16 protein-coding genes and 2 pseudogenes are annotated in these 26,987 nt (G+C 55.4%); 4 read left to right on the top strand and 14 right to left on the bottom strand.

What is annotated here, in order from left to right; genetic code table 11:
* Positions 1-352: 352 nt before the first annotated feature.
* Genes BFQ00_RS24610 through BFQ00_RS24625 form a run of 4 tightly spaced genes read left to right on the top strand, consistent with a single transcriptional unit; the run spans position 353 to position 6,267 of the window.
* On the top strand, positions 353-1,822 hold the full coding sequence (locus tag BFQ00_RS24610) for a site-specific integrase (RefSeq protein WP_065932359.1): 1,470 nt from the start codon (positions 353-355) through the stop codon (positions 1,820-1,822).
* Positions 1,815-3,749: a hypothetical protein gene (locus BFQ00_RS24615; protein ID WP_065932360.1), complete on the top strand. Its 1,935-nt coding sequence runs from the start codon at positions 1,815-1,817 to the stop codon at positions 3,747-3,749. The genes BFQ00_RS24610 and BFQ00_RS24615 overlap by 8 nt, the downstream gene beginning before the upstream one ends.
* Complete coding sequence (locus tag BFQ00_RS24620; RefSeq protein ID WP_065932361.1) at positions 3,746-5,794, top strand: integrase; 2,049 nt, start codon at positions 3,746-3,748, stop codon at positions 5,792-5,794. Before BFQ00_RS24615 ends, BFQ00_RS24620 begins: the two co-directional genes overlap by 4 nt.
* 2 nt (positions 5,795-5,796) lie before the next feature.
* Positions 5,797-6,267, top strand: coding sequence for a hypothetical protein (locus BFQ00_RS24625; protein ID WP_065932362.1), 471 nt, complete (start codon positions 5,797-5,799; stop codon positions 6,265-6,267).
* Positions 6,268-7,033: 766 nt separating this feature from the next.
* On the opposite strand, the pseudogene BFQ00_RS30550 reads toward BFQ00_RS24625, so the two are convergent.
* The 14 genes and pseudogenes from BFQ00_RS30550 to vasI form a co-directional block, all read right to left on the bottom strand.
* A pseudogene (locus BFQ00_RS30550) lies at positions 7,034-7,162 on the bottom strand (transposase); the annotation flags it as partial.
* A gap of 255 nt (positions 7,163-7,417) precedes the next feature.
* Positions 7,418-9,334 (bottom strand): methyl-accepting chemotaxis protein, encoded by a 1,917-nt coding sequence (locus tag BFQ00_RS24640; RefSeq protein WP_043205934.1) that lies wholly within the window; start codon positions 9,332-9,334, stop codon positions 7,418-7,420.
* A 235-nt stretch (positions 9,335-9,569) separates the two neighbouring features.
* A pseudogene (locus tag BFQ00_RS24645) lies at positions 9,570-10,388 on the bottom strand (IS66 family transposase); the annotation flags it as partial.
* Between the two features lie 50 nt (positions 10,389-10,438).
* The gene (gene tnpB, locus BFQ00_RS30200; RefSeq protein WP_065932365.1) at positions 10,439-10,774 is read right to left on the bottom strand and encodes an IS66 family insertion sequence element accessory protein TnpB; all 336 of its coding nucleotides are present in this window, start codon (positions 10,772-10,774) and stop codon (positions 10,439-10,441) included.
* The gene (locus BFQ00_RS24655) at positions 10,771-11,088 is read right to left on the bottom strand and encodes an IS66-like element accessory protein TnpA (RefSeq protein ID WP_015885959.1); all 318 of its coding nucleotides are present in this window, start codon (positions 11,086-11,088) and stop codon (positions 10,771-10,773) included. Before BFQ00_RS24655 ends, tnpB begins: the two co-directional genes overlap by 4 nt.
* Positions 11,089-11,252: 164 nt before the next feature.
* On the bottom strand, positions 11,253-12,500 hold the full coding sequence (locus BFQ00_RS29450) for a hypothetical protein (protein WP_124427637.1): 1,248 nt from the start codon (positions 12,498-12,500) through the stop codon (positions 11,253-11,255).
* 349 nt (positions 12,501-12,849) lie between these two features.
* Positions 12,850-14,358 (bottom strand): P-loop ATPase, Sll1717 family, encoded by a 1,509-nt coding sequence (locus tag BFQ00_RS24665; protein WP_065932367.1) that lies wholly within the window; start codon positions 14,356-14,358, stop codon positions 12,850-12,852.
* A 457-nt stretch (positions 14,359-14,815) separates the two neighbouring features.
* Positions 14,816-15,622: a hypothetical protein gene (locus BFQ00_RS24670; RefSeq protein WP_256537630.1), complete on the bottom strand. Its 807-nt coding sequence runs from the start codon at positions 15,620-15,622 to the stop codon at positions 14,816-14,818.
* 52 nt (positions 15,623-15,674) lie between these two features.
* Positions 15,675-19,328, bottom strand: a complete 3,654-nt coding sequence (gene tssM, locus BFQ00_RS24675; RefSeq protein WP_065935009.1) for a type VI secretion system membrane subunit TssM — start codon at positions 19,326-19,328, stop codon at positions 15,675-15,677.
* Positions 19,329-19,416: 88 nt separating this feature from the next.
* Entirely contained in the window at positions 19,417-20,649 is a 1,233-nt protein-coding gene (locus tag BFQ00_RS24680) for a T6SS immunity protein Tli4 family protein (RefSeq protein WP_065935010.1), read from the bottom strand.
* Positions 20,637-22,442: an alpha/beta hydrolase gene (locus tag BFQ00_RS24685; RefSeq protein ID WP_065935011.1), complete on the bottom strand. Its 1,806-nt coding sequence runs from the start codon at positions 22,440-22,442 to the stop codon at positions 20,637-20,639. The genes BFQ00_RS24680 and BFQ00_RS24685 overlap by 13 nt, the downstream gene beginning before the upstream one ends.
* Positions 22,439-24,958, bottom strand: coding sequence for a type VI secretion system Vgr family protein (locus BFQ00_RS24690; protein WP_065935012.1), 2,520 nt, complete (start codon positions 24,956-24,958; stop codon positions 22,439-22,441). The genes BFQ00_RS24685 and BFQ00_RS24690 overlap by 4 nt, the downstream gene beginning before the upstream one ends.
* A 4-nt stretch (positions 24,959-24,962) precedes the next feature.
* Positions 24,963-26,381 (bottom strand): type VI secretion system protein TssA, encoded by a 1,419-nt coding sequence (gene tssA / locus BFQ00_RS24695; protein ID WP_065935013.1) that lies wholly within the window; start codon positions 26,379-26,381, stop codon positions 24,963-24,965.
* Positions 26,369-26,959 (bottom strand): type VI secretion system-associated protein VasI, encoded by a 591-nt coding sequence (gene vasI / locus BFQ00_RS24700; RefSeq protein WP_083227425.1) that lies wholly within the window; start codon positions 26,957-26,959, stop codon positions 26,369-26,371. Before vasI ends, tssA begins: the two co-directional genes overlap by 13 nt.
* Positions 26,960-26,987 lie beyond the last annotated feature (28 nt).

Consider the following 26,987-nt stretch of genomic DNA (forward strand, 5'->3'; position numbering starts at 1 on the left):
TATTCCATAAGTTGGACCCATGGGTAGATTCACTTAACAAGAAGTGATTGACAGTTTTCGCAAAGACGCCCTTCTGTAACATGGATCGTTGACAGATCGCGCCTGAAAATCCTCGTGAGCGGGGATACAGCCGGAGGGGGAATCGCGCGGATAGGGCTTTTGCAGCTCGTTCTGAAGCTCTTTGTGCATGACCGCGCTACTCGCTGCTTTGAGGTAGAAGGCAGCCTACAGCGGCTCTAGTTGCAATACGGCCTCCAATCTCACTGCGGCGGGGTGAGGGAAGTGAATTGATTAGGGATGCATCGAAAACGCCTAATCGATACTGTCTTCTCATCTACGTTAAAGGTGAGTCATGTCCTATCGAAATCCTCAGCACGAAGCGCGCCTGGTTCTTCTTTCGACCCTTCGAAGCGCCTTCTCAAGTCTCTACGTCAGTGAAGCGCCCGACGCAAAAAAAATCCGGCTGGAAGGAAGCGGCTCTGAAATTGTGTATCAAGTTGGTGAGGTTGGTGGAGAAAACTATCCTGATTTATATAATTTCCCGTTTCTGTTTCATTTAAATGGATATCCGTGGCAAGAGGCTAATGATTATCTGCTGAACCTAATGCGTGAAAAGGCTCCGATCAATCGGCGCACTGACGATGTTCGGCGTCGTGCCAGCAAACTACTTGATTACCTGTTGTTCTGTGAGGATAACAATCTTGATTGGCTCGACTTCTCCGGTGCTCGGCCTCCACTTCGTCCGACATACAAGTATTTCTACCACCTGATTAACGAAGGCACCCGCAGTAATCAGGTGATAAATCAATACACAGGTGTTATCTACCACTTTTATAAGTACGTTTCCGAGTATTGGCATGATCTCGACATGAAGCGTGTAGATACGATCAAGCAGGTACGGTTCATCGTGCAGGGTTTTAAAGGTGTCAAGGTCGTAGATGCAGAAAAACGCAGCCAAACGCGACGTACGCCGCCGGGTAGTTCTGTGCAGCTAGGGTTCGTTCGCGATGACGGCGAGGACCTCAGGCCGCTTTATAATCTTGAGTTGGGTGCATTTCTGTCCGCCATTCGCAATGAAAAAGAATGGTCTGCAGTTGAGCGATTGATCCTAATGACATCGCTAATGACGGGCGCCCGCAAGCAAACCGTTCTGACCATGCGCTTGAAGAATTTGAAAGGCTTTACAGAGGACAAACTGGAGCGGGAGGGTGCCTATAAATTACATGCTGGCCCCTGCACAGGCATCGATACGAAATACGACAAACCGCAGGTCCTGTACGTCCCGAAGCAACTTGCCGAAGAACTTGTTACGCTTGCTAAAAGCCCAATGATGAAGAAACGGAGGGAAAAGTTTCTAGCTCAGTTAGAGACAAGTCATCCCGGTCTGACGGTGGACGAAGATGATATGTATTTGTTTCTTTCAGATCAAGGTAACTGCTACTACATGGCCAAAAGCGATCCGCGCTATACGATTGTTAAGTCGCCGCAGACAGGGCAGGTCACGGAAACAGTTAAGCGCAAGTTGATCCAGAAAGCCTCTAGCCCATTTCCGAAAGACTTTTCATATCACTGGCTGCGAGCGACCTTTGGATATCAGCTCTACCAGCGCCTGCAGGCATTGGTTCAGGAGGGAGAGTTGAAACCGGGCGAAGACATTGATTTTATTCAGAAGCGCATGCACCACGAGTCCAGGGAAACGACAGAGAACTACCTAAAGTTGTTCAAGATGACTCACGAAAAGGTCATTGCCCAAGAGGTTTGGGAGAGGAAGTTGTTCAATGGCGGCTACGCGGTGCTGAAGGTGGAGGCGCACGATGAATAGTCGTCAGCAATTCGAGCATCGTGCCAATACGCAGATTATTACGCTGAGTGAAGTCACCTATGAGTTTGCTGAGCCTGAGCGCTTGCGTTTGCAACTGTCTCCGAAGGTGATGAAGAAGCCGTTGGATATTGGCAGTTTTGCATATTTGCTGCGTGGTAAGAATGAAAGCGTTCGGGATGATCGCGGCACGCCGGTAGGGATTGAGTCTTTTGTCGAAAGCCGTCGTGAACTGATTGTGAGGCTGCTAGAGTCCTTTATCGGTCTGCGTGATAAGACAGTTCTATTGCGATTGACGCTTACCGCATATTTTATCGACTGGCTGAACGCGCAAGGCTACAGGGAAATGTTTGCCAGTGCAGCGCAAGCCCAGCAAGCCTATCGAGACTATACCGCGCACCTGAATCATCAAATAGCCCATCATGTATTGAAGCCCGTCAGTGCGAAAAATAGTCAGTTGAATGTTTCAAGGATTATTGAACTGCTTTATCCAGAAGACAGTCACCATATCCTAGCAGGTGCGGTCCCGATCATTGCCGAAAAAGGCTCTGAGGCAGCCAGCGCTGCCCATGTTGAGGTGTGCCGGGACGCTTGTTTGGCGATTGCCCAGCAATGCAGTGTTTTCGTCCTGAACAGCCAGCCATATCCCTTTGTTGTGAGCATCAGGGATTATGAGGTGGTTGTGTTTCCATCAAGCCATGGTTGGGTTGGCCCATTCAAGACATCGCCGCTTAATTATAATGCCGGCGAGCGACGGATTGCGACGGTCGAAGAATATTTGGCCGCTGCTGACAGGTTGGGGCGAAGGCTATACAAAAAATCGGAAGCAGAGCGCACTCTATTAAACGCACAGGCGAGTTTGGATGCGGCCAACGAATATGGGCGCCACTGGCACCGGCTTCAAGTGGCGGGTTTTGCCGCGAAAGCCTACGCAAGCCTTCTCCTTATGATCACAGGCGCCACGCCGACCGAGTTTGACCAGTTTAGCTATATAGACGCGATCGAGGTTGAGAAATCTCCAATCAAGAAAGAGTTGTCGGCTGTGAAGTTCCGGGCGGGCGGGAAATCAACTCTTTATAACATCGGGCGTGACACAGGGTTGCCGCTGCTCAAGGAGTACCTGAAGCTCCGTGAGTGGATTCTGAATGGCGTGTCGCATGAGCGGCTGTTCTTTACGATGCCTGCGAGTGGCGAACTAGCAAGCACCGATAACGAATTTTCTGAATTTAACACAACTATGTTGATGAAAAAATTCTTCAACTCCATCAGCGGCACCTTCCTTGACCCCAAGGTACCAAGACTTTCGCCGCGCAAGATGCGCAAGTACAAGAGCCTTGGGATGCATACCGCTGGCGTGTCGCCGTCCACGGTAGCGGCAACCTTGAATCAGAGTTTGATGGTCAATCTTTCGACTTATTCGGAGGCTACTCCTGAGCAGCAGAAAGCTGAGTTCGGACAGTTTTGGCAGGCCATGCGCCATACAGCCAAAGTCGCGTTTGAGCGCAGCCATAGGCCTGCAGAAGGCGAGATCGGAACGGCGGCGGGTCACTGTGACGGGTTCAGTCAGCCGATCCCTGTGCATGATTTAGGGGCTGTTGCAATCGAGCCGAACTGCCGCAGCCAATACGGCTGCTTGTACTGCGAGCACTATATCTGTCACAGCGATGAAGAAGACCTGCACAAGATTGTGAGTTTGCAGTATGTGATCAATGCGGTGCGTGAAGCCGCGCCCGATTCGGCTCATGCTGAAGCGCTCTACAAAGAATTGTCGATCCGAATCGAGTTCATCCTTGAGGCGCTTGGCGAGCGTTCGAATGCGGTGAAGCAGTTGGTCGAAGCGATCAAGGCCAAGGTGTTTGAATACGGTGAGCTCACGCCTTTCTGGGAAAGCCGTCTGAGCCGTTATGAAAAAATGGGAGTGGTATTTTGAACGCTGTTGTCCAGTCCATCGGCAGTCTCTTTTCCAGCGGCCAGTTTTCGCCAACCAGTGAGCCAGATAAGGCGCCGCAACTCTACGGCAAGCCCGCACCCGATTTCGTTCTTTGTCGTGATGCGAAAGGCAACGCCACGGCGGTATACGGTGAACGCGTTTGGGACTTTAACCCATACCGGCTGAGTGCAAAAAAACTCGCGCGAATACGTTTTGATACGGTATTCAACGAAAGTGGCCTACAGCAGCAGGCGCTGATCGAAGAAGCCAGACATCTGCTGTATTGCATGATCTATTTTGCCGGTGGCGGGCGACTCGGTAAGCTGAGCGCAAGCACATTTTGCCAGTATTGGCTCTTGCTGCGCTTAGCCATTCAGTTCTGCTATGAGCAGAAACAGAAGCCCATGGTTGGCGTGCTGTCCTTGCGGCAGATCTTTACCGTGCCGGTTTATCTGGCGGCTTTTATTGGCCAAAGTAGCTTCGATAAAAAGGTTTTTTCTGGGGTTTTGAAAGGCTTGGCCAGGGTGGGCGAAGAACGGTTGGGTTATGCCGTGATCAATCCCGCCAAATTTGATCTGTCACGACCAGAGCACAAGCAGCATCCAGTCATTCCGACACGAATCTATTTGAATCTCATCAATCTTACTGGCGACCTGCTCAATCAGCTTTATGTAGGCGTTGGGCGTTTCGAGTCCTTTATCGCCTGCTTTGCTGATGAGCATTACGGCATTACTCATGACAGACAGAATTCTTTGGGTGTTGGTGGCAAGGCACACCGGCGGCCCGACATGGGGCAAGCGATCAAGGATCATGGTCTGACTTCGGTGTTTGCCGGTGAGTTTGAGTGTTCTGGGAGGAGAAATCTGCAACTGCGCTTGCTCCGAATGCAGTATGTGGTGAAAACGCTGATCCACCTCTATACCGGCATGCGCGATCAAGAGGTGATGCGAATGCCGTATTACTGTTTGTCCGATCAAGTCGTCAGGCAGGTGGTCGTCGATGACCAGGGCATTGAACGTGATAAGCCGCGGTCAGTAAATGTCCTCTCGACCACCACAAAGTTCACCGGCTACAACAAAGAAGCCGCATGGTTCGCGCCGAGGGAGGTCGTCAGGGCGGTCGAAGTCGCCCAGGCGATTTGTCGCGGACTCGCCAAACTCTACAAAATCGAGTTGGAAGCCCGTTGCCCGCTGTTTCTCAACCCTTCCATTGTTGGTTATACGCGGAACAGTGCCGAAGTTGGCGTGACGAGTTTTAAGGCTAGAGGGACACAAGGAACTGTTTTGCACGGGCTGTCGATCCAGCCAGAGGACTTGCAGGAACTGGCGCAGAGCGATCCTTCTCGTGACTTTTACAATGAGCCAGCGTTTGCTGCCGGCCAGCCCTGGCCGCTGACAAGTCATCAGTTTCGGCGCTCGCTGGCATTCTATGGCAGCAGTAGCGGTTTTCTTTCCTTGCCGACGCTGCGGGCGCAGTTCAAGCACATGACGATTGAAATGTCGCGCTATTACGCGAATGGCTACGATAACCTGCGCACCATTTTTGGCTACTACGACGACAAGAAGAAGGACTTTGTGCTGCCAAGCAATCACTTCGCCTTCGAGTATCAGATGGCCGTGCCCATGTCGGTGTCGAACCAGTTGATTGCCGATCTTCTGTTTAATGAGGAACCGCTGTTCGGCGGCACCGGCTCGTACATGGAGAAACAGAAAGAGCGGGTTAAGGCGGGTGAGATTCAGATTGAAGATGTCCGCGCTGACACCGAACAACGGGTTAAAAGCGGTGCAATTAGCTACCGTCCGACACTGCTCGGTGGCTGTACTAAGGCGGGCCGTTGCTACTCCTTCTTGCTCGGTGACTACACGGAATGCCTGTCTTGCGAGGGCGCGATTATCAAGCCTTATAAGCTCAATGCGGCGATTGAGGATGCGGAGAATGAATTGTACAGTTACGCAGAAGGCTCGGGCGAATATCAAATTGTGAAGGGCGACATTGAGCGTTTAACCGCCTTCAAAGCCCGTCTGATTGACTCGGTGGAGGTTTAACCATGAAGTCTGGTGACGGAACAAGCAAGGGGGTGGGCGCTTGCGAGCAAGCCTTGCAGCGCCTCTTGGTTGGTAAGCCTGTTGTGCCCGAGCATGTTGCTTTAGACCTGTCGAAACTCACTGCCAGCATTGTCAGTCTGGAGGCTGGATTTGATCGTGGCTACTTGAAGAAGTCGCGTAAAGCGCATTTACCGCTACTGGCTCAAATCGAGGCGGTTCGGGCAGAGGCCAGCAAAGGGGCGGGTTCATCTAGCGGCAAAAAAATCCGGCAGATGGAAAGTCAGCTGGCCGCGCTGGAAAAAACGCTATCAATCGCTCAGATGCAGCGTGACAACGTGCTGGCTCAGAATATGAAGTTGTGGCAACGGGTGCGCGAGCTGGAACATTCGATGGCTTATAGCCGCTCGGGCCACTCGGCAAAGGTCGAATCCCTGCTGCGTAGTGACAAAGGCATGACCTTCACCTCGGCGTGAGCTTGTTCGAAAATTTCCGTGTTGACGGGGTAGCCGCCCAAGAGAACTTCTTGCGCAGCTTGGTCATTGCGACGACGAAATAACTCAGCTTGAACCGACTGGCACGATTAAAACCGCTTGATCAGAAAGATGCAGGTTTCTCTGGAAGCCTGCTCCAACTGACTCATTGTGTCGAGCTCGATATGATTCTCAGGCAAACTCAGCAGCACTAGGCTTTCAGCTTTCTGCATGGGGTCGATATTCGTGTTCTGCAGTGACTATGAGAAAAGCAGGGCCTGGCTGCATGCTAAGGCCAAAGACGCCGGATCGCTATCGGCTGACAAGGAGGCGTATCTAGATCTTGAGATGGCGATCAAGCTGCGGGAGCGGACGGAGCATGAAGTTTCAGTATGTTGGTGGCAGCCGCGTCAGCAGAAGTCTCAGAAAGGCAAAAACCCGGAAATTAGCCGGGCTCTGCAAATCCCTCAAGGGGTTAAAGCTCAAGTGCCTCAAGGGCTACCGTGAAAACTCTATGGCCGGTTGACTCAAATGTCAATATTAGTCAGATAAGACTGACTCGCTTCCCTCACGGGCTTGGAACCTTGCAGCTTTGCAACTTCTAAAAAGCAGGCAGTCAATGTGTGCCGTAATGTGTAGTCGTCAGAGTCCGAGTAAGCTTTCCTAACGCTGTCAAACCGAATGTGAATTGTAAGCGTCCGGCCATCACGCCTTAGGTGATTGAGCCGGTTGCCACTTATGCGGCAGCAACTGGTCGATTTCACACGCCCGCTGAACCGGCAACTTCCTGCAGGCCTCCAACCGAGTGTAGGACTGGTTCGGCCAACTGACTTTTATTCGCGACGTGTAGATCAAAAAACTTTCGGCGGGCATGGGCCATGCAGCCAATTTCGGTAATGGCCGAGCCTGACCGGTGTAAATCAACCCGAAGCTGCCGTTCACGAAGGACAGAAATCGGTATAAGCAGTCCTTCAGAAAGCCGTAGGACGGCTGATAATCCATGGCCTGACCTCATCCGGCGTCATGAAAAGCCTCGTTTATCGCGTTGAGCAAAGTAGCCCTTATAGGCGCGTCACCCTCTCATCTACCAATCCTCAAATACCCGAAAGTCGTTCTCTCGGGCATTTGAGCATCCGGTAAAAAAACTTGTAACTCAGTTCACCTTGAACCGTCCCACCAGCCCCTGCTGTTGCTCGGCCAAGCGGGCTAACTCGCGGCTGGTGACGGCGGTTTGTTCAGCACCGGCGCTGACCTGGATAACCAGAGTGTTGATGTCGTTTACGTTGCGGTGGATCTCCTCGGCAACCTGACTCTGTTGTTCTGCCGCCGAGGCGACCTGTATGTTGCTGTCGCTGATGGTCGCGATGCCCTCGGCTATTTCTTCTAGCAACTCCCCTGCGCGCACTACGTTGCTCGCGCCTTCTTGAGCCTTCCCTAGAGTTTCCTGCATGGAAGTGGCGGCACGGTCGGAGCCGGATTGCAGATTGGCGATCATCTTCTGGATACTGACGGTGGAATCCTGAGTCTTTTTGGCCAGATTCCGCACCTCATCGGCGACCACGGCAAATCCACGACCCTGCTCACCGGCACGGGCAGCCTCAATGGCAGCGTTCAAAGCTAGCAGATTGGTTTGCTCTGCTACACCACGAATCACATCCAAAACCGAGGAGATGGAATAGCTTTCACCCTTGAGCTCCTCAATGATTCGGGATGTTTGTTCGGCCTGAACCTCAAGCCCTTTGATCAAGCTGATGGTGTTCTCGATTTCAGCCTTGCCCTGCATAGTGCTGGCATTAACGCGCTGCGACATCTCTGCGGCGTCGGTAGTGCTGCGCGCCACGTCTTTGACCGTGGCGCTCATCTCGCTGATGGCAGTGACCACCTGATCGGTGCCTTGACGCTGCTGGACGACGTTATTGCTAGTTTGCAGGGCCACAGCCGAAGACTGCTCGGCGGCGGTCGCGACCTGCGCCGTGGCACTCCCGATCTCACGGATCACTTCACCGATCTGTATGGCCATGTTATCCAGGTTACGCGAGATCTCGCCAAACTCGTCTCTGCCGGTGTAACGGGTTCTGGCAGTTAGGTCACGCGTGGATAGCGAAATAAGGGTGCGGTTCACGTCGACCACAGCGATTTTGATATTGCGAATAATCACCGAAGCGAGCCACAGCACCGCAATCAACATCAGAATGACGGTGGCTATTGCGACATACAGACTGCGCTGGGCATCGGTACGCGCGACATTGGCTAGGCTCACGACCGTCTGGCCCAGTTCAGCCTCGACCTGAGCCATCATGTCGATACGGCTGGTGGAAAGGTTGAACCAGTCTTCGGGTTTGATATTAAGCGGATCGCCTAGAGGCGTATCAAATCCGAGTTTTTGCAGGCGAGCTACATCGACGGATGCGGGCTGTTGTAGAACCGCATCCAGCTTATTTTTGAACACGGCAGGAGCCCAGCGTTGAAAGGCCTCGAAATAGCCGGAGAACTCGCCCATGTTGCGGCTGAAACGTGACAACAGCGGCGCATCAAAACGGTTTTGGTTGAATGCCAGGCCAAGCAGTACACGCTCTCGACCAGAGCGCTCTTTCATGTCTACGAACTGATTGAGTGAACTCAGCCCACGCAGGATTTCCGGATCCTCAATGCTGGTTTCCAGTGAGTAAGAGAAGCCGATCAAATTTTTGATAAGATCGGTGAATCGGGTGCCGGACTCGCCGTTATTGATTGCGAGCGTGTCCACCTGCTGACGCAGTCCGGCCAAACCATCAATTGCGCGCAGCATCTTGTCAGGCGCGATAAGACCCTCGGTCGATTGCGCATGCATCGCGCTCACCGCACGGTCGGTTTCTTGGCGTAAGACTTTCAACTTGTCCTGCATCGTCTTACCACCGCTGCCCAGAAACACGCCGCTTGCGCCGCGCTCACGCTGGATAGTGGTTACTACGTCACTGAGTTTCTGCGCGGTGCCGGTAGCGGTGACCGCTCGGTTCATCTCGCTCAGTGTCTCCCGTTTGTCAGCTACAAAAATCCCGGCGAAGACCAGAAAGCCCAACAGGGGAAACATCAAAATAAGCAGTAGCTTTGTACTCAAAGGAGCATTTCTAAGCATGGCAGGCCTCAGGGCTTGAAGATGTTGTTTAAAGCTATCCAAGGCGAACGTTCTATGAAGTCGACGTCTGATAGAGCCCAGGATGGTTCAGTAGTAGCCTGCCGTAGCCAGTTTTTTCTCCGTTCGGAATGTTTCGGCTGAAACCAGCAAAGCTTTACCTGTACCCGTGTATCGATAGGGGCCTAGGTACCGAGTAGGCCCAGACGTAAGCGCGGTGGGTTTTCTTCTCTCCTGGAGCCAGCATTTGTACCGGTGTTTCATCGGCGTGGACTACGCGCTGGGCCAGCACTGCTTCGCGCAGCGCATCGACCAGCGGCTGAAGCTGCACGCCGGTTTGACCCATCCACTGCGCTAGTGTCGAGCGCGGGATGGCAAGGCCGGCACGGCCGAAGATCTTTTCCTGTCGATAGAGCGGCAGGTGGTCGGCGAATTTGGCCACCATCACTTGCGCCAGCAGGCCGGCAGTGGGGATGCCCTTGTCGATCACCTGCGGCGGCACCGGGGCCTGGGTCAGTGTTTCGCACTGCCGGCAGGCCCATTTCCCACGAACGTGCTGTTCGACGGTGAACACGCCCGGCGTGTAGTCCAGCTTCTCGCTGACGTCTTCACCGATGCGCTGAAGCTGACAGCCGCAAGCGCACTGAGTGTTGTCCGGCTCGTGATGGATCACAGTGCGCGGGAACTGCGGCGGCAACGGCGCACGCTTGGGTTGCTGGCGTGGTTCTATCTGCGCGGGTGCGGGATGAAGTGCTTTTAAGTCGGCCTCGATGGCTTCGAGGTCGGTATTAAGCAGGTCATCGAGCAAGCTGCCTTACGCCGGGCTGATCTGCTCGCTGCGCTTAGCAAACTTGTGTCGCTTGAGAATGGCGATTTCGTGGGTGAGCTGCTCGATGATCGTCTCATCACGATGGATCTTTCTGCCCATGGTGTCGACCTTGGACATCAGCTGCGCAGCCAGCGCGCGCAGTTGTTCAGGGGGCATTTGATCGAGATCGGGCAAAGAAGTCATGCCGTGGATTTTACCAAAGCAGTCCTCCGGTCACAGCTATAAGCCAGGTATTAGAGCAATGTAATTGCGCCGCCTGCACCTACTCGCTGCCAAGGCAATCCAAGTACCAGCGCCTGGAGTTGTTCGGGGTCGAGTTCGACCTCCGCGCCAAGATGGATGCCCGGCCAATGAAACTTGCCCTGATTCAAGCGTCGCACCGCTAGCCAAATACCAACGCCGTCATGCACCAGCACCTTTATGCGGTTGGCCCGGCGGTTGGCAAAGAGGTAGGCGCAGTGCGGCTTCGCCGCACCGAACACGGCAACCACCCGGGCCAGTGCAGTGTCAGTGCCGGCCCGCATGTCCATGGGCTGGGTGGCGAGCCAGATGGAGTCGATACGAATCATTGGGCCAGGCCACGGATAAAACACGCGCAGCCGTCCGGATCTGAGGCTGGCCATTTTACGGTGACGGATTTATCGCCCAGAACCAGTGAGATGATCACCGTCTCTTCTGTTGCGCGCTTGGGTGCAGCTTGTACGGGGATGAAGGCCGGCAGAGTTGCGGGTGATTGATCCCGGTAAATCGGTAGCCACTTGCGGATCACGTTGGCGTTGATGCCGTGATGGATGGCTACGCTGGAAATCGTCGCTCCAGGTTGCAAGCATTCCTGGACGACCTGGGCTTTAAATGGTTTGGGGTAAGAGCTGCGTTGGCGCATGGAAATCCTGGCGATAAGGGTGATCGCGTCCGCTTAAAATACGCGGACACCATCGCCCTAAATACTGGAGTTCGGTAGGTGTGTTCGCCATCCGCTTACGTTCCTCCGCGCAAGCACTACTCGGGATCGAGTAGTGGATACTCATGAGCTTTTCTGCAATGGCGTCATTGGATATCCGTAGACCCGCCTTGAAACTCTAACGCCTTTTTATACAGATCAATCTTTCTTTGTAGATCGCTTGGTTTCGCTGGCAGGTCGAGAAACTGGTTAGCTTCGGCTAAAGACTGGAAGTCGTCGGATCGGCGTAGGTGAAATAAGATGAGCTCTCTGAAATAAAACTGTATTTGATAACAATATGTTTTAGCGCGCTCGCTTTCTTCGCCGGCATGTACGCTCTGATTCCTATGTTCACGAAGGTGTTCAAGTACTTGTTGATGAAACTCGCTTTCTTCGAATAAGAAAGCGCAGCGTCGAGGTATGCCATCTTTATTTGAGTCAGATGGTGATGCAAGACATTCTAGTGCGCCCCAAAGCCTTATAAGAGCCGAATTGTGTTCTCTTTCATCCAGTGCTCGGACGTATCGAAGTAGCGAGTCCTTTATTACTCTACCGTATTTGCATATTTTTAATCTTGAAAGAGCCCACTTGACGTTTTTACCAAATACTTCCGGCTTCGATGGTGAGTATACTTTACCTGCTTCAAAATATGGTTCATACCATACAGTCGATTTTGCTGGCTTGCCACTAAAGTAGTGTAGTGTGTGCGTCTGCCCCAGCCTGACTTTATTTATGGCGGCCTGTTTATTGCCCATTAGCTCCATACTCGAATTTCCAAATAACGCCATAATCGCTCTGAGTATGTCTAAGCTTCTCAGTGCTTTCGTCGTGGCTCCCTGGTCGGTTTTGGCTTTCAACTGGATCTTAACCTTGCAATATTGCTCATGTTCGTCATTCAACGTACGGTGAGATGCCTTAATCTCCCGGCTCCTAGAGTAGTATTTTTTAGGATAGTCTCCAGAAAATAAATTTATATGTGTATCTTCAATGTATATTGACTTAAGAGTCAGGTGAGCAGGGTTGATGGATACAGAAGTGAGGAAACAATATTTTTCTTCTCTGGTAGCGAGCTCAGCTCGACAAATTTTCTGAATATTTTCCATTAGCGCATCTTTAGTGAGCACTCCTGCCGTAGCAGTGATTGAAATACTTCTGGACAGAATTGAGTCAAGATTTAGTCCGTCCGATTTTGACGTTAACTCAATCATTGAGAAAAGGCTTGCGAAGGCATTGTGATATTCAAAGGCTTCGAATGACACTCGACCATCAACGGTTATTTTTTTTATACTCTCAATTTTTTTAATAATTTCTTCGGGCTTCAAATTGCTATTTTTAGTCTTCCATCCTATCTTCATATTCAGCCCTCTATTTTTTATCTGTCGGCTTTTAAGTTGTACAAAGTAAATCGCTTGAGAGCTAAAAAATAAAACGTTGAGCGTCCCCTCTACACCCAAAGGACACGTTTGGCCGAAAGCAGTCGCTTATGAGTTACCGCGTTCGGCCAAAAGCGGATGCTCAAGGTCGAACTTTTTCGACCCTAAGCTGCCTTTTTATGGGAATAAAAGTGGTTCAGCCTAAGCCGCTATCGACCCAGAAATAGCAGTCACAGGGTGATTGCTTTTAGCGATAGCAACCGACTGCGCCAATCCATGTCCATTACAAACTGCGTTTAAATCCCATGCACATATTTTTTATTCTCAGGAGTTAAGAGCGGTGCGACTTTAAGCCATTGAAGAAAGCGCTTCGAACCGCCCATCGTACAGCGTCGTCCGTTCTCACACTTTTCCAATGATCTGGATGACGCATTACATCACGCACTTCGTATCGCTCATCTTCTGGATATCGAACCTCCATAAATCCTATCCGATATAAAAAACGCGCGAGCGCGATATCGGGCTCACCGTAGGAGACGCCTTTATGGAGCTTCACTTGACCATTCCCGATTAGGCCTCGGAGATGTTTGTATAGGTCAGATGCAATCCACTCGAGAGGTTTGCCAGTAAAAGATTGCAGACAAATATCCAATCCGACACAAAGTCCACCAAATTCAGTTTTTAAGAATTCGAGCTGGTCAGTGGAGTAAATCCACTCTGCATCTTGAATCTCTAAGTCAGTGACCGGCAGTCTTTCTGACCCGTCGAGTGCAAACTTGATCATGGCCCTGAGGCTTCGCGGCGTATACATTGAGCGGCGGACAAAATAACTAAATGAATCACTCGTCGATTTATTCTTTAGCGTGACTTCTGGAGTAAAGAATACATGCCACATATCATCGAAAGGCACCCGAATTTTTTTAGGTTCACACCCTAGCGCTGCCGCAATCGCAAAACGCAGTCTATTTGCAGTCCATTTCCTCAAATCGCTCACATCCCAATTAAGATGAACGACACCACTCACCTTGTCAGAATAATGCCAGCCGGGATTTATATTTAACCACAAATCTTGTCGCATAAAGAGATGGACTTCGGCATTTAAGTTGTTGTGAGTGATTCGATCTGCTGCCTCTATAGCGTCTCGAATCAATCGAATACTTGTAGCGCCGCCCGCTTCTTGCAAGTTGTCAAAATCGTCTACATAAAGGGCGAAATTAGTTGCTTGTGCAACGCGGGCAATTCTTTCGACACTATTCTTTTCTTGCGCTGCGTTTTCGGAGGCAATGTTCTTTGCCCACGGAACAAGTGTCTTAATTACGTCGGCTATACGTTCTCCGAAGTCTCGCTCGGTTATACCCTTAGTGATAGCCCAAGCACGTAATGCAATATCGTCATCGCTGGTGAGTAAACGTCCGCTCATGTCATGTGCAAGCCGCCTGCAAATCATGTCTGCGTAAATCTGCATCCAATCGGCAACTGCGCCGTATCCACGTTCGGTTGCCTTCGCCAGACGTTCGGCATGTAACGATGCAAGCTCGTCCGCTGAGGCCTCCACAATTAAGGTTTGAGAATCCTCTTTGCGACGCTCAATGCTAGTAAGGCGAACGGCGGACTTCCCTGCGCCCTTTCGTGCCACAGCGACAGTCACCGTTGTGGCCGTTGCATTATCAAACCAATCTGGTCGGACTAGTAAATTGTCGAACCACTTATCTTGAGCCGTATCACGTTCGGCGTCTGGATACCCTATGAAAGAAGAGCTTTGATGCCAGCGTTTGCGAATGGCCTCAACTTGCTCAGGAGTCAATGATAGGATCTGCTTGGACGGTCCTTGCATAGTCATGAGTTGTAGATTTCCCTTACTAATACCGCATCAGTTCCTTGCCTACATGCAACCGCTGAGCCCAAAAAACTGTGTCGAAAGGCGAGGGGTTAGACGACAAGACCTCAACGAAGCTTACGAATTCGACGTAGGTGTGTCTATGGATGGCATGAGATTGCACACAAGAGTTCAGTTTTGGCGATTAAATGTCGGCCTCATATATAGATTTAGAAATCCAGTCACCCAATGCCCGCTTCCGGCCGCCAGCTGCCGGTCAAGGCGCTCCCGTTGTGCTGGTCAAATTCGACGCAAACAGCTGGTCAGGTGGAATGCAAATGACAGGTCATTGGCAATGCAAACGGGTGGTCAAGTGGGATGCAATTGTCCAGCGAGCACTAGAGTGTCAATGCTCGGTCTGAAGCAAGCGTGCGGCTGGCGGATAGTGTGTCAATGTCTGCCGTAATTGACCTGCAGATAGTCAATCCTTGGTTGTAACATTGACAGTCAATGCCATTTTCTTCTGAATTGGCTGACGCCTATATTTTTCCGGGGGATGCACGTTGTCAATCCACCAGGGAGATAGGTGATACCAAGCACTACGGATGACTTCGTCCGCACGCCTTGATGCAGCATCCGGCGCCAAACGATAGACCACCTGATCCCTCAATACCCAAATCTCATCGCCCTCCCAATAGTAGGTACCTGCACGTGCTTTACTCGGGTCATCAAGGACAAGTCCTGCCTCACGCAATTGCAGCATGAAGTCACCGACATACCGAGGCGCAAGCCCTTGACAATCACCTAGTCTGAAGCCGCCATTGGTCAATCTCGGGGTGACGGCCCGGTCCAACGCCAGCAGAAGCAGCACCTGAGCATCCGGTAGCGCGGAGTAGTCCACCGTGCGGGTTGACTGCCTGCCTACGTATTCGGCCAACTGCCGTTCAAGTTCTGCGGCTTTCGCCTTTTCAGCCGCAAGCGCAATCGCGTCCTGATCGTTCTGACACAGCGTACAAAGCCTGGTGGAACGCTGAGGAACCTTTTTAGCCTCGGAGCGATTTTTGATTTCGATCAGTTCTGCGCACCTGGGGCAGACCTGATTGTTATCAAATGCATTGCAACGTTGCCGTATGAAGCTGGCAAGCGTCACGCCCGGTGCCATTTCAATAACGTCCGTCAGCGCACTCACTTTTTCAAGGTACTGCCCTGACTCATCGACAGCCCAGTAACGCTCGATCAACTCAATTTCTTTAGGATCTTCGGTCAATATTTGCAGCTTGATTGCCATGTAAGCAGTCCTGTTTCGCGTGTGTTTTATTTCGTATCCAGTCATCGCTGACTTATGGGCGCTTATCGCTGAGGGCTGTTGCGGCGACACCCACAACCTTGTTTAAGTCGCTCTTCGTTTGACGCTCCTCCAGCAGCGTTCTGGGCAACACAAACCCTTCAAAACTGCGTTGGGTGATTGGGTTGTTGGCCTTCTCTGCGCCAATTCGATAACGCATCAACCCGTCGGCAACGGCAAAGGTCAGGTCCACGCTGGTGTCGGTACGGCCATTGAGGTGCCCGCGACTGAGCAGCCGGAACAACGACCACGGCCCGCGATAACTCATGCTGGCGGTGTTGCCGGTGCTGTGCACCAGGGTCAGTTGGCTGCCATTGGTGTTGCCCAGGCTGTTGGGCCACACCAGCCCCGTGCGTTGCGGCGCGCCGTGCTGGTAGGGGATCAGTTGGCCGTCGACGCTGAGCATGCTGCTCAGGCGGGTGGCGCTCAGGGCCAGGGGTTCGATGGTGAGTTGCACGGCCAGGTGGCCGCGATGGTTGAAGAAGGTGTCACGGATGCGTTCGACTTTTTTCAGCTGTTCCAACACATCGGTGCGCACCAGGTAGCCGCCAAGGCTGTCGGAATACAGGGCGTCGAGGTTGTCCTTGAGGAATACGCTCAGGTACTGATCGTGGAACTGTTGCAGGCGCCCTTGTGGGCCGAAAAAGGCTTCGAAGTCCTCCAGCGAGGCGTCCTCGCCGCTTGCCTTGAACGGGTAGCGCCCGGCCAGGCGGTCGCGGTAGAAGCTGTAGATTTCGCTGTCCCAGCGCTTTTCCAGCTCGCGCAAAGCCGCAATGACTAACACCTGGGAAGTCTGGTCGGCGAGTTTTTTGACGTGTTGGTTCAACGGTTCAGGCAGGCCCACGGCGACACGTTGCAGGTTGGCGATCGGGTCGGCACCGGTCAGGGAGAAGCGGTTGAGTACGGTTTTCAGCGCCGCCTTGCCGGGGGCTGGGTTGTCGTGCACGGTTTTGGCGTAGTCGTAGACGGCACTGACCGAGCGCAGAGTTTCTTCGTAGTAAGACGGCTGCTCGCCCCGTGGGCTGATCAACTCTGAGAGGCTGGAGAATGCGCGCCGAATCCCTGCTGCCTGTTGCTGCCCCTCCGGCACCTTGTCCAGATTGAGCGGCGCTTGCCCTTCAGCCAAGGGCGCGGCCGGATAGATCACGCTGTTGTCGCGCAGGGTTTCCAGCAAGCGCCGCAATGGCGCGGCCGGGCCGGTGACTTGTTCCAGTACCGCCACGCCGTGGCTGAGGTCGTCGAAGTCGGTGACCGCGAACTGATTCAGTGCGCGCCGCCAGCTGTCCACGTAGTCGGCGCTGTACAAGGCACGAATCCGCAGGGTCAGCACTTTGCGGTCTTCGTCGGAGTAGTCCAGGCGTTGGCGTTCGCCGAGCACCCACTGGTCGATCATCGCCAGTTCGATGATGCCCTCGGTACCGGGTTCGAAGTAGTCCTTGAAACCCTTGGCGGTAAGCAGCGGCGGCAACTGCAAGCCGCTGCCCTCTTGATCGGTGTTGAGCGGGCGATAGACGATATCGAACGCCGGGCCGACCTCATTGCGCAGGTCCAGCGGGCGATGCAAACGCTCCAGGGCATCCTGTTTCAGACTCATATAGACCCGTTCGGCCATGGGCAACTGGCGCAATTGTTGTTGCACCTGGGCAATGCGTTCACGGTAGTGCGGCAGATCGGCATCGGCGTATTTGAGCGCGTAGCCCAGGTGTCCCATCAGATCGGCCTGCAACTGGCCCTGGCCTGGATAGGCACGCTGCCATTGCTTGGCGACCCACTCTTCGACGATGGCCGGGCGGCGGTTTTGCCGTTCTTCGAGCATGCGGTACACGCGCAGGGCCGCCAGTTGCTGATTGCTGCCGGCGGGCGCGGTATTGATGGCATCCAGCACTCCGCTGGCAATCGCCGGCAGGAAGCGTTTGGACAGCAGATTCAGGTACGCCTCATCCACAGTAGGGCCAATCGCCCTCCCCTGGTACAACCCCATATCAGACAGCAACGGCCAGGCCTCACGATAGTCGCCGTAGACCAACACCGCATCGCGGATCTGGTCCAGGGGCAACAATAGGTTGCGCCCCGTTGGGTCGACCTTGGCGTCGATGTCTCGCTCACTGAACTCCTGACTCTTGGCCAAGACGTTGGCCGCTTTGTCGCGGTTGATGTTGAAGTAAAACTGCCAAGTCCCAATAACTACCAGACAGCCCAAGGACGCAACGCTGAACCCAGCGATCAGCAACCGTCGCTTGCTGCGGGCCACCTTGATGTTGTCGCCCGCCAGGCCCGCTTCGGGGTAGATCACCCGCTGGAACAGTTGCTGGGCAAAGTAGATGACCGTGCCACCGGCCGGTTTGACCTCCGGTGGCGGTGGCGGCAGTTGATAGGCTTGTCCCGCTTCTTTGATGAAAGCGTTGCTCAGGGTGCCCTGCTGCAGCACCGAGGAGAAATACAGCCCGCGCACCAAGGCCGGCGTGGTGAAACGATCGCTGCCGAGCATTTCACTGAGGAAGCCGAACAGTGCCGTGCGCAAGCCCGCCATCTGATACATCAGCGCCTGCAAGCGATCACGCTCATCCAACGTGGGCGCCTCCCGGGTGCTGTTGAAAACCTGCTCGCTCAGGCAGTTGACAAAGGTCTGGTATTGGCGTGTCAGCTCCGCCAGCCAGGCATCGAAATCATCCACCGCATCCAGGCTGAAGGTGAAGCCCAGCAGGTCTTCGCGGCCGCTGCGCGACAACCGGGCAAAGAACTCTTCGAAGCCTTCCAGCAGGTCGAACTTGCTCAGCGTCACGTATACCGGCAGGCGCGTTCCCAATTGCCGCGTCAGCTCAAACAGGCGGGTGCGCAGCAGGTTGGCGTGGGTCTTGCGCTGTTCGGGACATTGCGCCAGCAAGGCCTGCACATCGATCACCAGCACCACACCGTTCAATGCTCGACGGCTGCGGTTGCGCGTCAGCCACTCGAGCAAGTGTCGCCAAAGGCGCGGGTGGGTGCCGGCGGGCAATACCGGTTTGACCTTGCCCCGCACGGCCCTCGGCTGCGCAGTATCGTTACCGGTTGGCTCCGGCTGGCTGAGGAACTCACCCGGCGGGTCGATCAACACCGCTTCGTCGCCGATCCACCAATCCACCGGATAGGCCAGTTGCTCCTCCTGGTGTGCCCTGACCCCGGCCTTGGTCACATGTGACAGTGAAAAGCTCTGATTGGAGCGGGTGATCAGGCTGGTTTTGCCTGCATTTTCCTCGCCCAGCACCAGGTACCACGGCAGCTGATACAGCGAACGCCGGCGCTCCATGTTGTTCAGCAGGTTGCCCAAGCTGCGGTCCAGCGCACGCTCCTGCGCCTCGATATAAGGTAGGCAAGGATCGGCCTGCAACGCCGCCTCATGCTGACGCTCAACCTGCAAACGCTGATAGCGATTACGCACCCGCCACGCCCAGATCAGCAACGGCACCACCAGCACCACGACACTGGCCGATACACGCATTGCCAGTTCACTCAGCGGCTGATGCTCGCGCCAGACCCACTGCGGGCCCAGCCACCAGATGGCGATCAACAAAAACACCACGCCCAGCAGCACCAATACTGGCACCGCCTGGTTGAACTGACGCAGCACCGGCACGCCCCAGCGTTTGAGGTAACTCCAGACCGTTTTCATGAAGTGCTCCTAGCGTATTTGTAATATTCGTTTCCAATAGACGGGAAGCAGATGATCCCCCTTGCACTCGTCAGCATCCCTCCCATGGTCATGGCTTTCGCTCCGCAAAGCTGGCAATGAACTCATCGAGGATGCGCTTGCTTTCGGCAGCGTCCTCGGCAGTGGGCCCGCGGGGGTTGAACCACGGATCCGGCTTGGGCACGACCGCGCCATAGCGGATGCGCACGGACTTGAGGATTGCATCCCACAGGGCCATGGCTTCGTAGTCGGTTATGGACGGGTTGACGGGTTCTGCAGGTGCTGGGAGCTGCCAAAGCGGCAGTTTGTAGCCTTTGTTGGCGAATTCGGGGAGAGTCCAGCGAACGAGGTCTCTTGGTTTATCAGGATCAATGGCGGAGCGTTTTTTCCCACCCGCCGATAACCGGATGCTCACGCCAGGGCGGCTCAGGGAGGGGTTGTCTCGATAGTTCTCGCTGACAAAGAGTATTTGACGGTGAGTATCGTCACTGAAACCGATCAGGGACTCTTCTGCTTGCATGTCGGCCAGTGTGATTTTTCCAGCGCGCAGATTTTCGTAATCACCGGCGAGAAAAATCTTCGTGTCTTTTTGGGTGCGCACGTGCAAGCGTTCTTCGTCATCAGGTGAGAGTGCATTGATGTAGACGCTCAGCAATACGTCAGAAGCAGGAGGGCTGAAATCGAAGCTGGCAATCTCCTGATCGTGATGACTTCGGATCACAATCGGCCCCAGTGCAAAGCCTGCACCGGCGCTCTCGGGTGCAACTTTGAATATTTCCCTGGACAGTTTTAACAGGCGCGCCTCAACCGGAGCTGTATCACCGTCATAGGATGACGCACGGAGCAGGACGTAGGCGTCGCCAACCAGCAGATGAAACTCGTGCACGAAGGTATCCGGGACTTCGGTGCTCTCGAAATACTGCAGCGTTACACTTTGCGGTGAGATGCGTACTGCCGAAACCAACATGGGCACATCAGATTGCTTATAGTTTTTGATCGCCGCGATTCGGTGCGCACGCTCATTCAATGCGGCATCAAATCGCTCCTGTGTCACTCCCTCTCCCAGCACACGTACTTCAACGGACGAATGATCGGCGCCCAGCCCGTAGTAGAGCTTCACGTCGCCGCCGCCACTCCAGTGGGCCGGCAAATCAATCAAGCCGCGTCCCAATGCCCAGGTGCGCATGTTGCTTGTCATTTCGCTCACGTTACGTTTCTCCTGTTCGCTGGGTTGTTTGAAGGCCGCACAGCCGGTGAGAGAGCCCAGCACCAGGCAGACAAAAAGAATGATCAGCCGACGCATAATGGCCTCTTGGCTTTCGCCGCAATCTTGATGATTGAATAGAGGGTGAAGTGCTGTGTTAGCGGGTTGGCGTAGGACGCCTCATGATCGAACCCAGGCGCCTTGATTTGCTGGCGGACGCCACCGGTGCGCGACTGTTTTATCGGTGCGCTGCCCGAACTGACCGGTACGGTGCCGTCGCCGGAGCCGTCCTGCATCTTGCAATACAGCTCCCAATAGCTGGTCTGCACGGTCTTGACGGGCGCATCGGGATCGCCACGCATGGGCGGGATGGATTGCTCGTGGCCGCCGACATACACTGGGCTGCGGCCATCATCCCTGACCTGATGCATCTCGAGATTGGAAACCGTGAAGCTGTCAGGGCGTGAGCCGTAAGAACCATTGAGGCGAGACCCGCGCTGCATTTTCCAGGTGATGGACTCGAAGCTGGGGTGCTTGTCTTCACTGCCGTAATAGACATAGGTTTGAGGGTGGTAGAAGCCAGCAATATCCTGGTGAAACTCCTTTGCACTTCCGATGTTCTTTGCGAATACTTCCCACGTGATCGAAGCTCCATCCTTCGGCGCCAACCACTCCTCACGCAACAACCCCCACCAGCGGTCACGACGTAAATAGATCTCTTCGTAAGGATCTTTTACGGGCTGGCGCGGCATCGCCGAAAGGCCCCGGTCGTCGACCAGCCTAAGCCAGCCGGGCGTGTAGTCCTGGGTCGGCAGCAATTGCAAGGCACCGGGTGCCTGCGCAAACACCGCAGTGACTTCCTGCCCGCTTGGGCCAATTACCGCACCGGCAATGGGGTCTTCGTCGCTCATGCCAACCTTGCACCGGCGATACGCCACTGGCGCCCCTGTGGCGGGCATTACGCCGTGCACCACTCCGGCGATCTTGGCGCTCATGCCGGGCAGTTGCGCACAGCGCCTTGCTACCAGCCCACCCATGGAGTGCGTGACCAGAATCACCTGCTGACAGTTACGACCGTATTGGTGCATCAGCTCTTCAATGCGCTCGGCCAGCCTGAGCGCCGCCTGCTCGTTGGAATCCAACCAGTTATACCCACACGCATGCACCGGCATCCGATAGTCACCGCGCGCCAACAACTCATCCGAGATAACCGGCGGTAACTGACTGGCCAGGTTGGGCCCCAATCCCGGCATGGCAATGGGGATTTCGGGTTTTAACAGGGTGATATGAGTCGGCCCAGGCTCAACAGCGACGCTATGCAGGTGCTCAGGCCGAATGTCGAATTGCGGCCATTTGTGTGGCAAAAATTCACTGTTCAGGGTGTCTTCCAGCCACAGAAGAAAAGCGTGGTAGCTGGTCTCACTGACCTCGCCCCAGCCGCGTTCCCTGTAGCGTTTGGTCAGAGCCTCGGTTGTGTTTTTACTGTCCAGCCCCGACTGCGCTATGACCGTGCCAGCAGGACGTTTAGGCACTGCGCCTTCGTTATCAACCTCCACCCTGTCCGGGTGCAGCAATTTTTGTCGTATACCGGCCTTTTTGTTGATCCAGTTCATGGCCAACCACATATTCTTGCCCATGAATCCCGCATCAAGCCGCCAGACGGGTACGCCAGCCTCCTCTTGCTGCCCGCCTTCCTCTTCGGCAGGCTTGCTCTTCAAATTCGACCCCATAATCCCCGGCACAAAAATCACCGGCAATATCCCGTCCGGCGGCAATATGCAGTGCACCGGGTCGGTGATATGGCTGGGCGTGAGGGTCCAGGTATGCACGGGATTGCCCCGCGCGTTGTAGTGCATGGGGGCGACACGGGGCGTCGTCGGGCTATCGGTCATGTGGGGTCTCCGTTTTCAAGCCATTCCAATGTCAACCCTTCCAGTGTCATGCCCTGTTGCAGGGTGACGTAGCCTTCGCCATCAGTGCGGCCTTCGAGGCGTGCGCCGTCTTTGCGGATCAAGGCGTAGGCACGGTTGCGCATGGGTCGACCGTTAAAAAAGGGTTGAAAGCGTTCGTTAAACGAGGTGCTGGGCCAGCTATTGAGTTGCGTTGCAGCATTGCTTGGGTCGATGAAGTACTTGTTCGCAGCCTTCACCGTGAAATTGCCGGGCATCCCCATCTCGATATGGCCGCCCTGCATCTTGATGTAGGCCCCGCCGCACAGCAGGGTGATGTGCTTGTCTGCCGCCACCAGTACGTGTTGCTGGCTGGCGCTGATTTCGACGCTTTGATCCGCTTGCACCTGGATGCTGTTGTGCTGGGCCTGTAACAGCAACTGGCCGTTATGGGCGATATGGCGCATGTCGCCACCCAGGGCGAACAGGCCGATTTCGTCGCCCGCAGTGACTACTACTTTTTTACCCGCAGTAAGCTGCTGGTTCTGCTGGGCAACGCTGTCGATATGCTCGCCTGCGCCCATGACGATGCTGCGGGACGTCGCCGCAGCGATACCGGCAGGCCCACTCAACGCGATGATGGGTTGCACGCCATTGCCGGTACCATTGGCCTGATCATTGGCACCATGGCCCAACATATTCACTGCATCGGTCAGGGACTCTTGCGGCTGCAAATCCTGGGTAATTGCTTTGGCATGCTCGGCAGATGATCCCAGCTGTTTCACCAACGTCAGGGCAGCTTGCAACACATCGATCATCTGCTGGCGTTCCAGCTGACCTGCACCGGCCTTCAGTTGCGCTTCGGCGCTCAGCAACAAACCTTTGGCTGCGCGTAGCGCACCGTGACCATCCGTACGCAATTCAAAACCTTCGCCCCTCGGCTGACCTCCGCCGTAGTGCCGCGGATGAGTGAGATACCCCAGGTGCAGGGCGCTGTGTTCGTGATCACTCATCAATGCCGCGCTGATTTGCGCAGGGGTGTCATCAATGCGTAACTCGTTGGCTCGCGCCCCCTTGAATTCACGACTTTTGGTCGTGGCTACAGCACTGAGCTCAGGCAGCTCGTAGGGCGGCAGATTGGTCTCGCGATAGGTCCGGCCCGTAGCGATCGGCTGGTCAGGATCACCATCCAGGAAGCTGATAATCAGCTCCTGATTCATCCGTGGCACGGCCATGGCACCCCAGGTCGCACCGGCCCAGCCTTGAGCCACACGGATCCAACACGAACTCTGGTCGTTGTTTTTGTCCGAACGATCCCATGGGAACTGCACCTTGACGCGGCCCCATTCATCGCAATAAATCTCTTCCCCTGGCGGGCCGACCACCGTGGCGATCTGCGGGCCGTCGATGCAGGGTTTGTCACGCAGCGGCGCCTTCCAGTCGGACGTCCAACGAATAGCGCTGGCGGTCATTTCATAAGATGTGCCGTGGTCACTGCCGACGGCTTCTTCCTGCAAACTGACGTGCTGTTTGCCTTCGTGGGTGATGGCGATGGTGCGCCAGCGGTCATTGAAGTCCTCGCGGGGATGATCGTTGAGATCGAAGGCCAATCCCGGTTGCAGGCGTTCATCGTCGCCTTCCAGATGGGCCAGTTTGGCGTCGTTGCGCAAGGCCGCCAGACGCGTCTTGGTAAAGGGCTTGCCGGCGATATCGCGCTTGTAGCGGCCGGGGTAGTCGTAGCGTTCGTAATCCTTGTGCTGGTTGTTCAGGTCCTGGTCGCCGGTGGCGGTGTGCTGCTGGTTGTAGCGCGGATGGGTGAAGGTGTAGTCGCGCTGTACCTGGCGGGCGGTGCGCACCTGTTCGGTGTAGTGGAAGCTGTTCAGTGCCGGTTCCATGGAGTCGCCGCCACCCACGGGCTGGTAGATCACCGGACAGTCGGTATGGGTGCCGATGGTGCCCAGCCCGCCAACGCGGTCGGTGAGGACGAGCGTGTGGCCGTCGGCGCGGTGTTCGAAGGCGTAGAGCAGGCCTTCTTCGGCGGCGAGGCGAGCGATGAAGTCGAGGTCGGTTTCACCGGCCTGTACGCAGTATTCGCGGGGATGGTGCTCGAAGCAGATTTCGCTGCGGATGTCGGTGAGCTTTTGTTCGGTGAGCACGCTGGTGATGATGTCGGGAACCGTCTGGCTTTGAAAAATTCGCCAGTTGGAACGCAGATCGAAACGCTTCAAGGTCGGTTCGACCACGGCGGTGTAGCGGGTGCGGCGAAAGCCGGTGTCGCCCTGCTGGAACAGGCTGACCAAGCCGTGGACGTAGCGCACCGGGGTGTTGTTGCGCCAAATGGTAAACAGCGCGGCCAGATCGAGCACCCGATTGAAGTCGATGGCGGCATCGAAACTGGCCAGCTCCAGGGTGAGCTTGAAAGGCTCGGACAACCCCTCTTCGAGCGTGAATGAAACCACCTCGAAAGCGTCGTTTTTCAAGGGGACAAAGGTGTAACGCAGGTCGCTTTGGCGGGGCATGTGACTAATCCTTACCTTCACTGATAACAGCTGCCACTTTCTGATACAGCTCCGGCTCCCAGCCCCGCGCCGTGGTGTCGCGCATCAGCCGCGCAACGTTGGCGTACAGGTCATCCGCCAGCCACGACAGGCCGCGCGAAGCCAGCAAGTCGGCGGCAATCACCGTGGCGTAGCTGCGCTGGCGCGGGGCGTCTTGGCTGGCGTGCAGTTCCTGCAGGCGCAGCAGCACCACTTCCACGCCTTCGGTGGCGAGTCGGCTGGCCAGTTCGTCGCGCAGGCCGGCGTACTCCTGAACCGGGCTGCCGTTGGTTTGCGCCTGATCGGCGCCGGTGATCCAGGCCTGAGTTTGCGCGTCCACGAACGGCGTGCCGTCGCTGAAGCACAACTCCAGCAAGGCCGGCAAACGGCAGACAAACCGCTCGCAGGTCTGGCGGATGGCGCCGGCTGCCTCCTCCATCGCCAGACGCGAGGCGACCTGAGCGGCCAGGTAGCTGCCGCGTAGCCAATACGGCGAGGCGCAGACGCTTTTTTCAATACGCAGCAGCAGGTTCGGCTCGATGGCGTTGTGGTTCAGCGCGTCCTGGTAGCCGTCGACGATATCCCTGGGCACAGCGGTCAATTCGGTGCGACGGTCGCGGGTGATGGAAGGCGCGGTGCGCAGATGTGACCACAGGCCGAAGCGTCGCAATTGGTAGCCGGTGGGGTCATAGGGGTCTTGCTGATTGATCTGCTCGGCCATGTTCAACACGGCGCGACGTTGTTCGCGCGCGTTGCCCGGGGCTTGTGATTTGGGGCTGTTGAAAAACGCCGCGTCTAGAGCACCGCTGACGGTGGGCGCACGGACCGGCGCGCTCGTCACCACCGGCTCGCTGTATTGGTCCAACTGCCGTTGCAACGTGTCCAGCGCTGCGGCGTCGAGCTTGGCGCTGTCGACGCACTGTTTCAGGTGAGCCAGCGCCCTTTGCGCCGCAGCTTGATAGGCCGGTTCAAAACTGCTGCGCGCCAGGGTCGGCAGTGCCTGCCCCAGGTCCTCGAGCAGCCGCTGCACCTGCTTGCGCTTGTTCAGGTAGCCGGTCGGTCCGGGCTTGGGGTAGGCATTGTCCCAATAGTGATCAACCATGCCGGCGACCAGCCCCAGGGCATCGGACCAGCGCACCCACTGGCGGGTACGCAGCCAGGCTACTTGCAAGTGGCCCACGATGCGCCAGTGCTTGCACTGGGTCGTCAGGTAGTCGCGGGAGGCTTCATCGATGTAGGGCCAGTCGATATCGCCCTCGCGCAAGCCGCCCAGCTTGACCATCTCCTGGTCAATGGACTGGTAGGTCTCGTCCTCAACATCGAAATGCCCGGCAGGCTGATCGGCGCCGATTGGAATCAGCAGCCGCTCGACGATATCGACCGGAACGTCGATTACCAACGACATGCCTGACGCTCCTGCTCGATCAGTTCGCCCAGCCCTTCGGCATCGAATACCAGGCCGTGCAGCCGCGAATAGTCGCTCTCCAATCTCAAACGCTGGCCACCGCCCATGTTGCGCAACAGGGAAATAGCCTGCAGCCCGCGCCCGGCATCGACTACCAGGCCGGCATCGTCCAGCACCTGCCACTGATAGGCTGCCGACACAGGACGTTCGTCGTTGAACAGCTGAATGCGAATTTTGTTGGGCTTGGCCGGCTCATCCAATACCAGCTGCAGCCGCGAGATTTTCGACTCGCAGCTGATGGCCAAATAAGGACGGGGCGGCAGTGCGCCCAAGGCCGGGGCCGAGATTACCAGTCGTGGTGACTGATCGTTCTCCGGCGCCGGAAACGATGACAACAGGAAGCGCTGGTCCTCGGGCGCACGCTTGGCCTCATTGCGCTGCACCAAATCAACGATTGGCAGCACCCGGCCCTGCGCCCGTGGCGACGCGGGCGGATGATGAATGGGCGTGCCGGCGGCCAGGTCGAAGCACTCCAGGCGCTTGAGAGGCGACACAATCGCCGGGCAGTCTTGCCCCATGGGCATTGCCTGCACTTGCAGGGCAACC

Origin of the sequence: Pseudomonas sp. 28 E 9 (assembly GCF_900004785.1) — a bacterium.
GTDB lineage: Bacteria > Pseudomonadota > Gammaproteobacteria > Pseudomonadales > Pseudomonadaceae > Aquipseudomonas > Aquipseudomonas orientalis_A.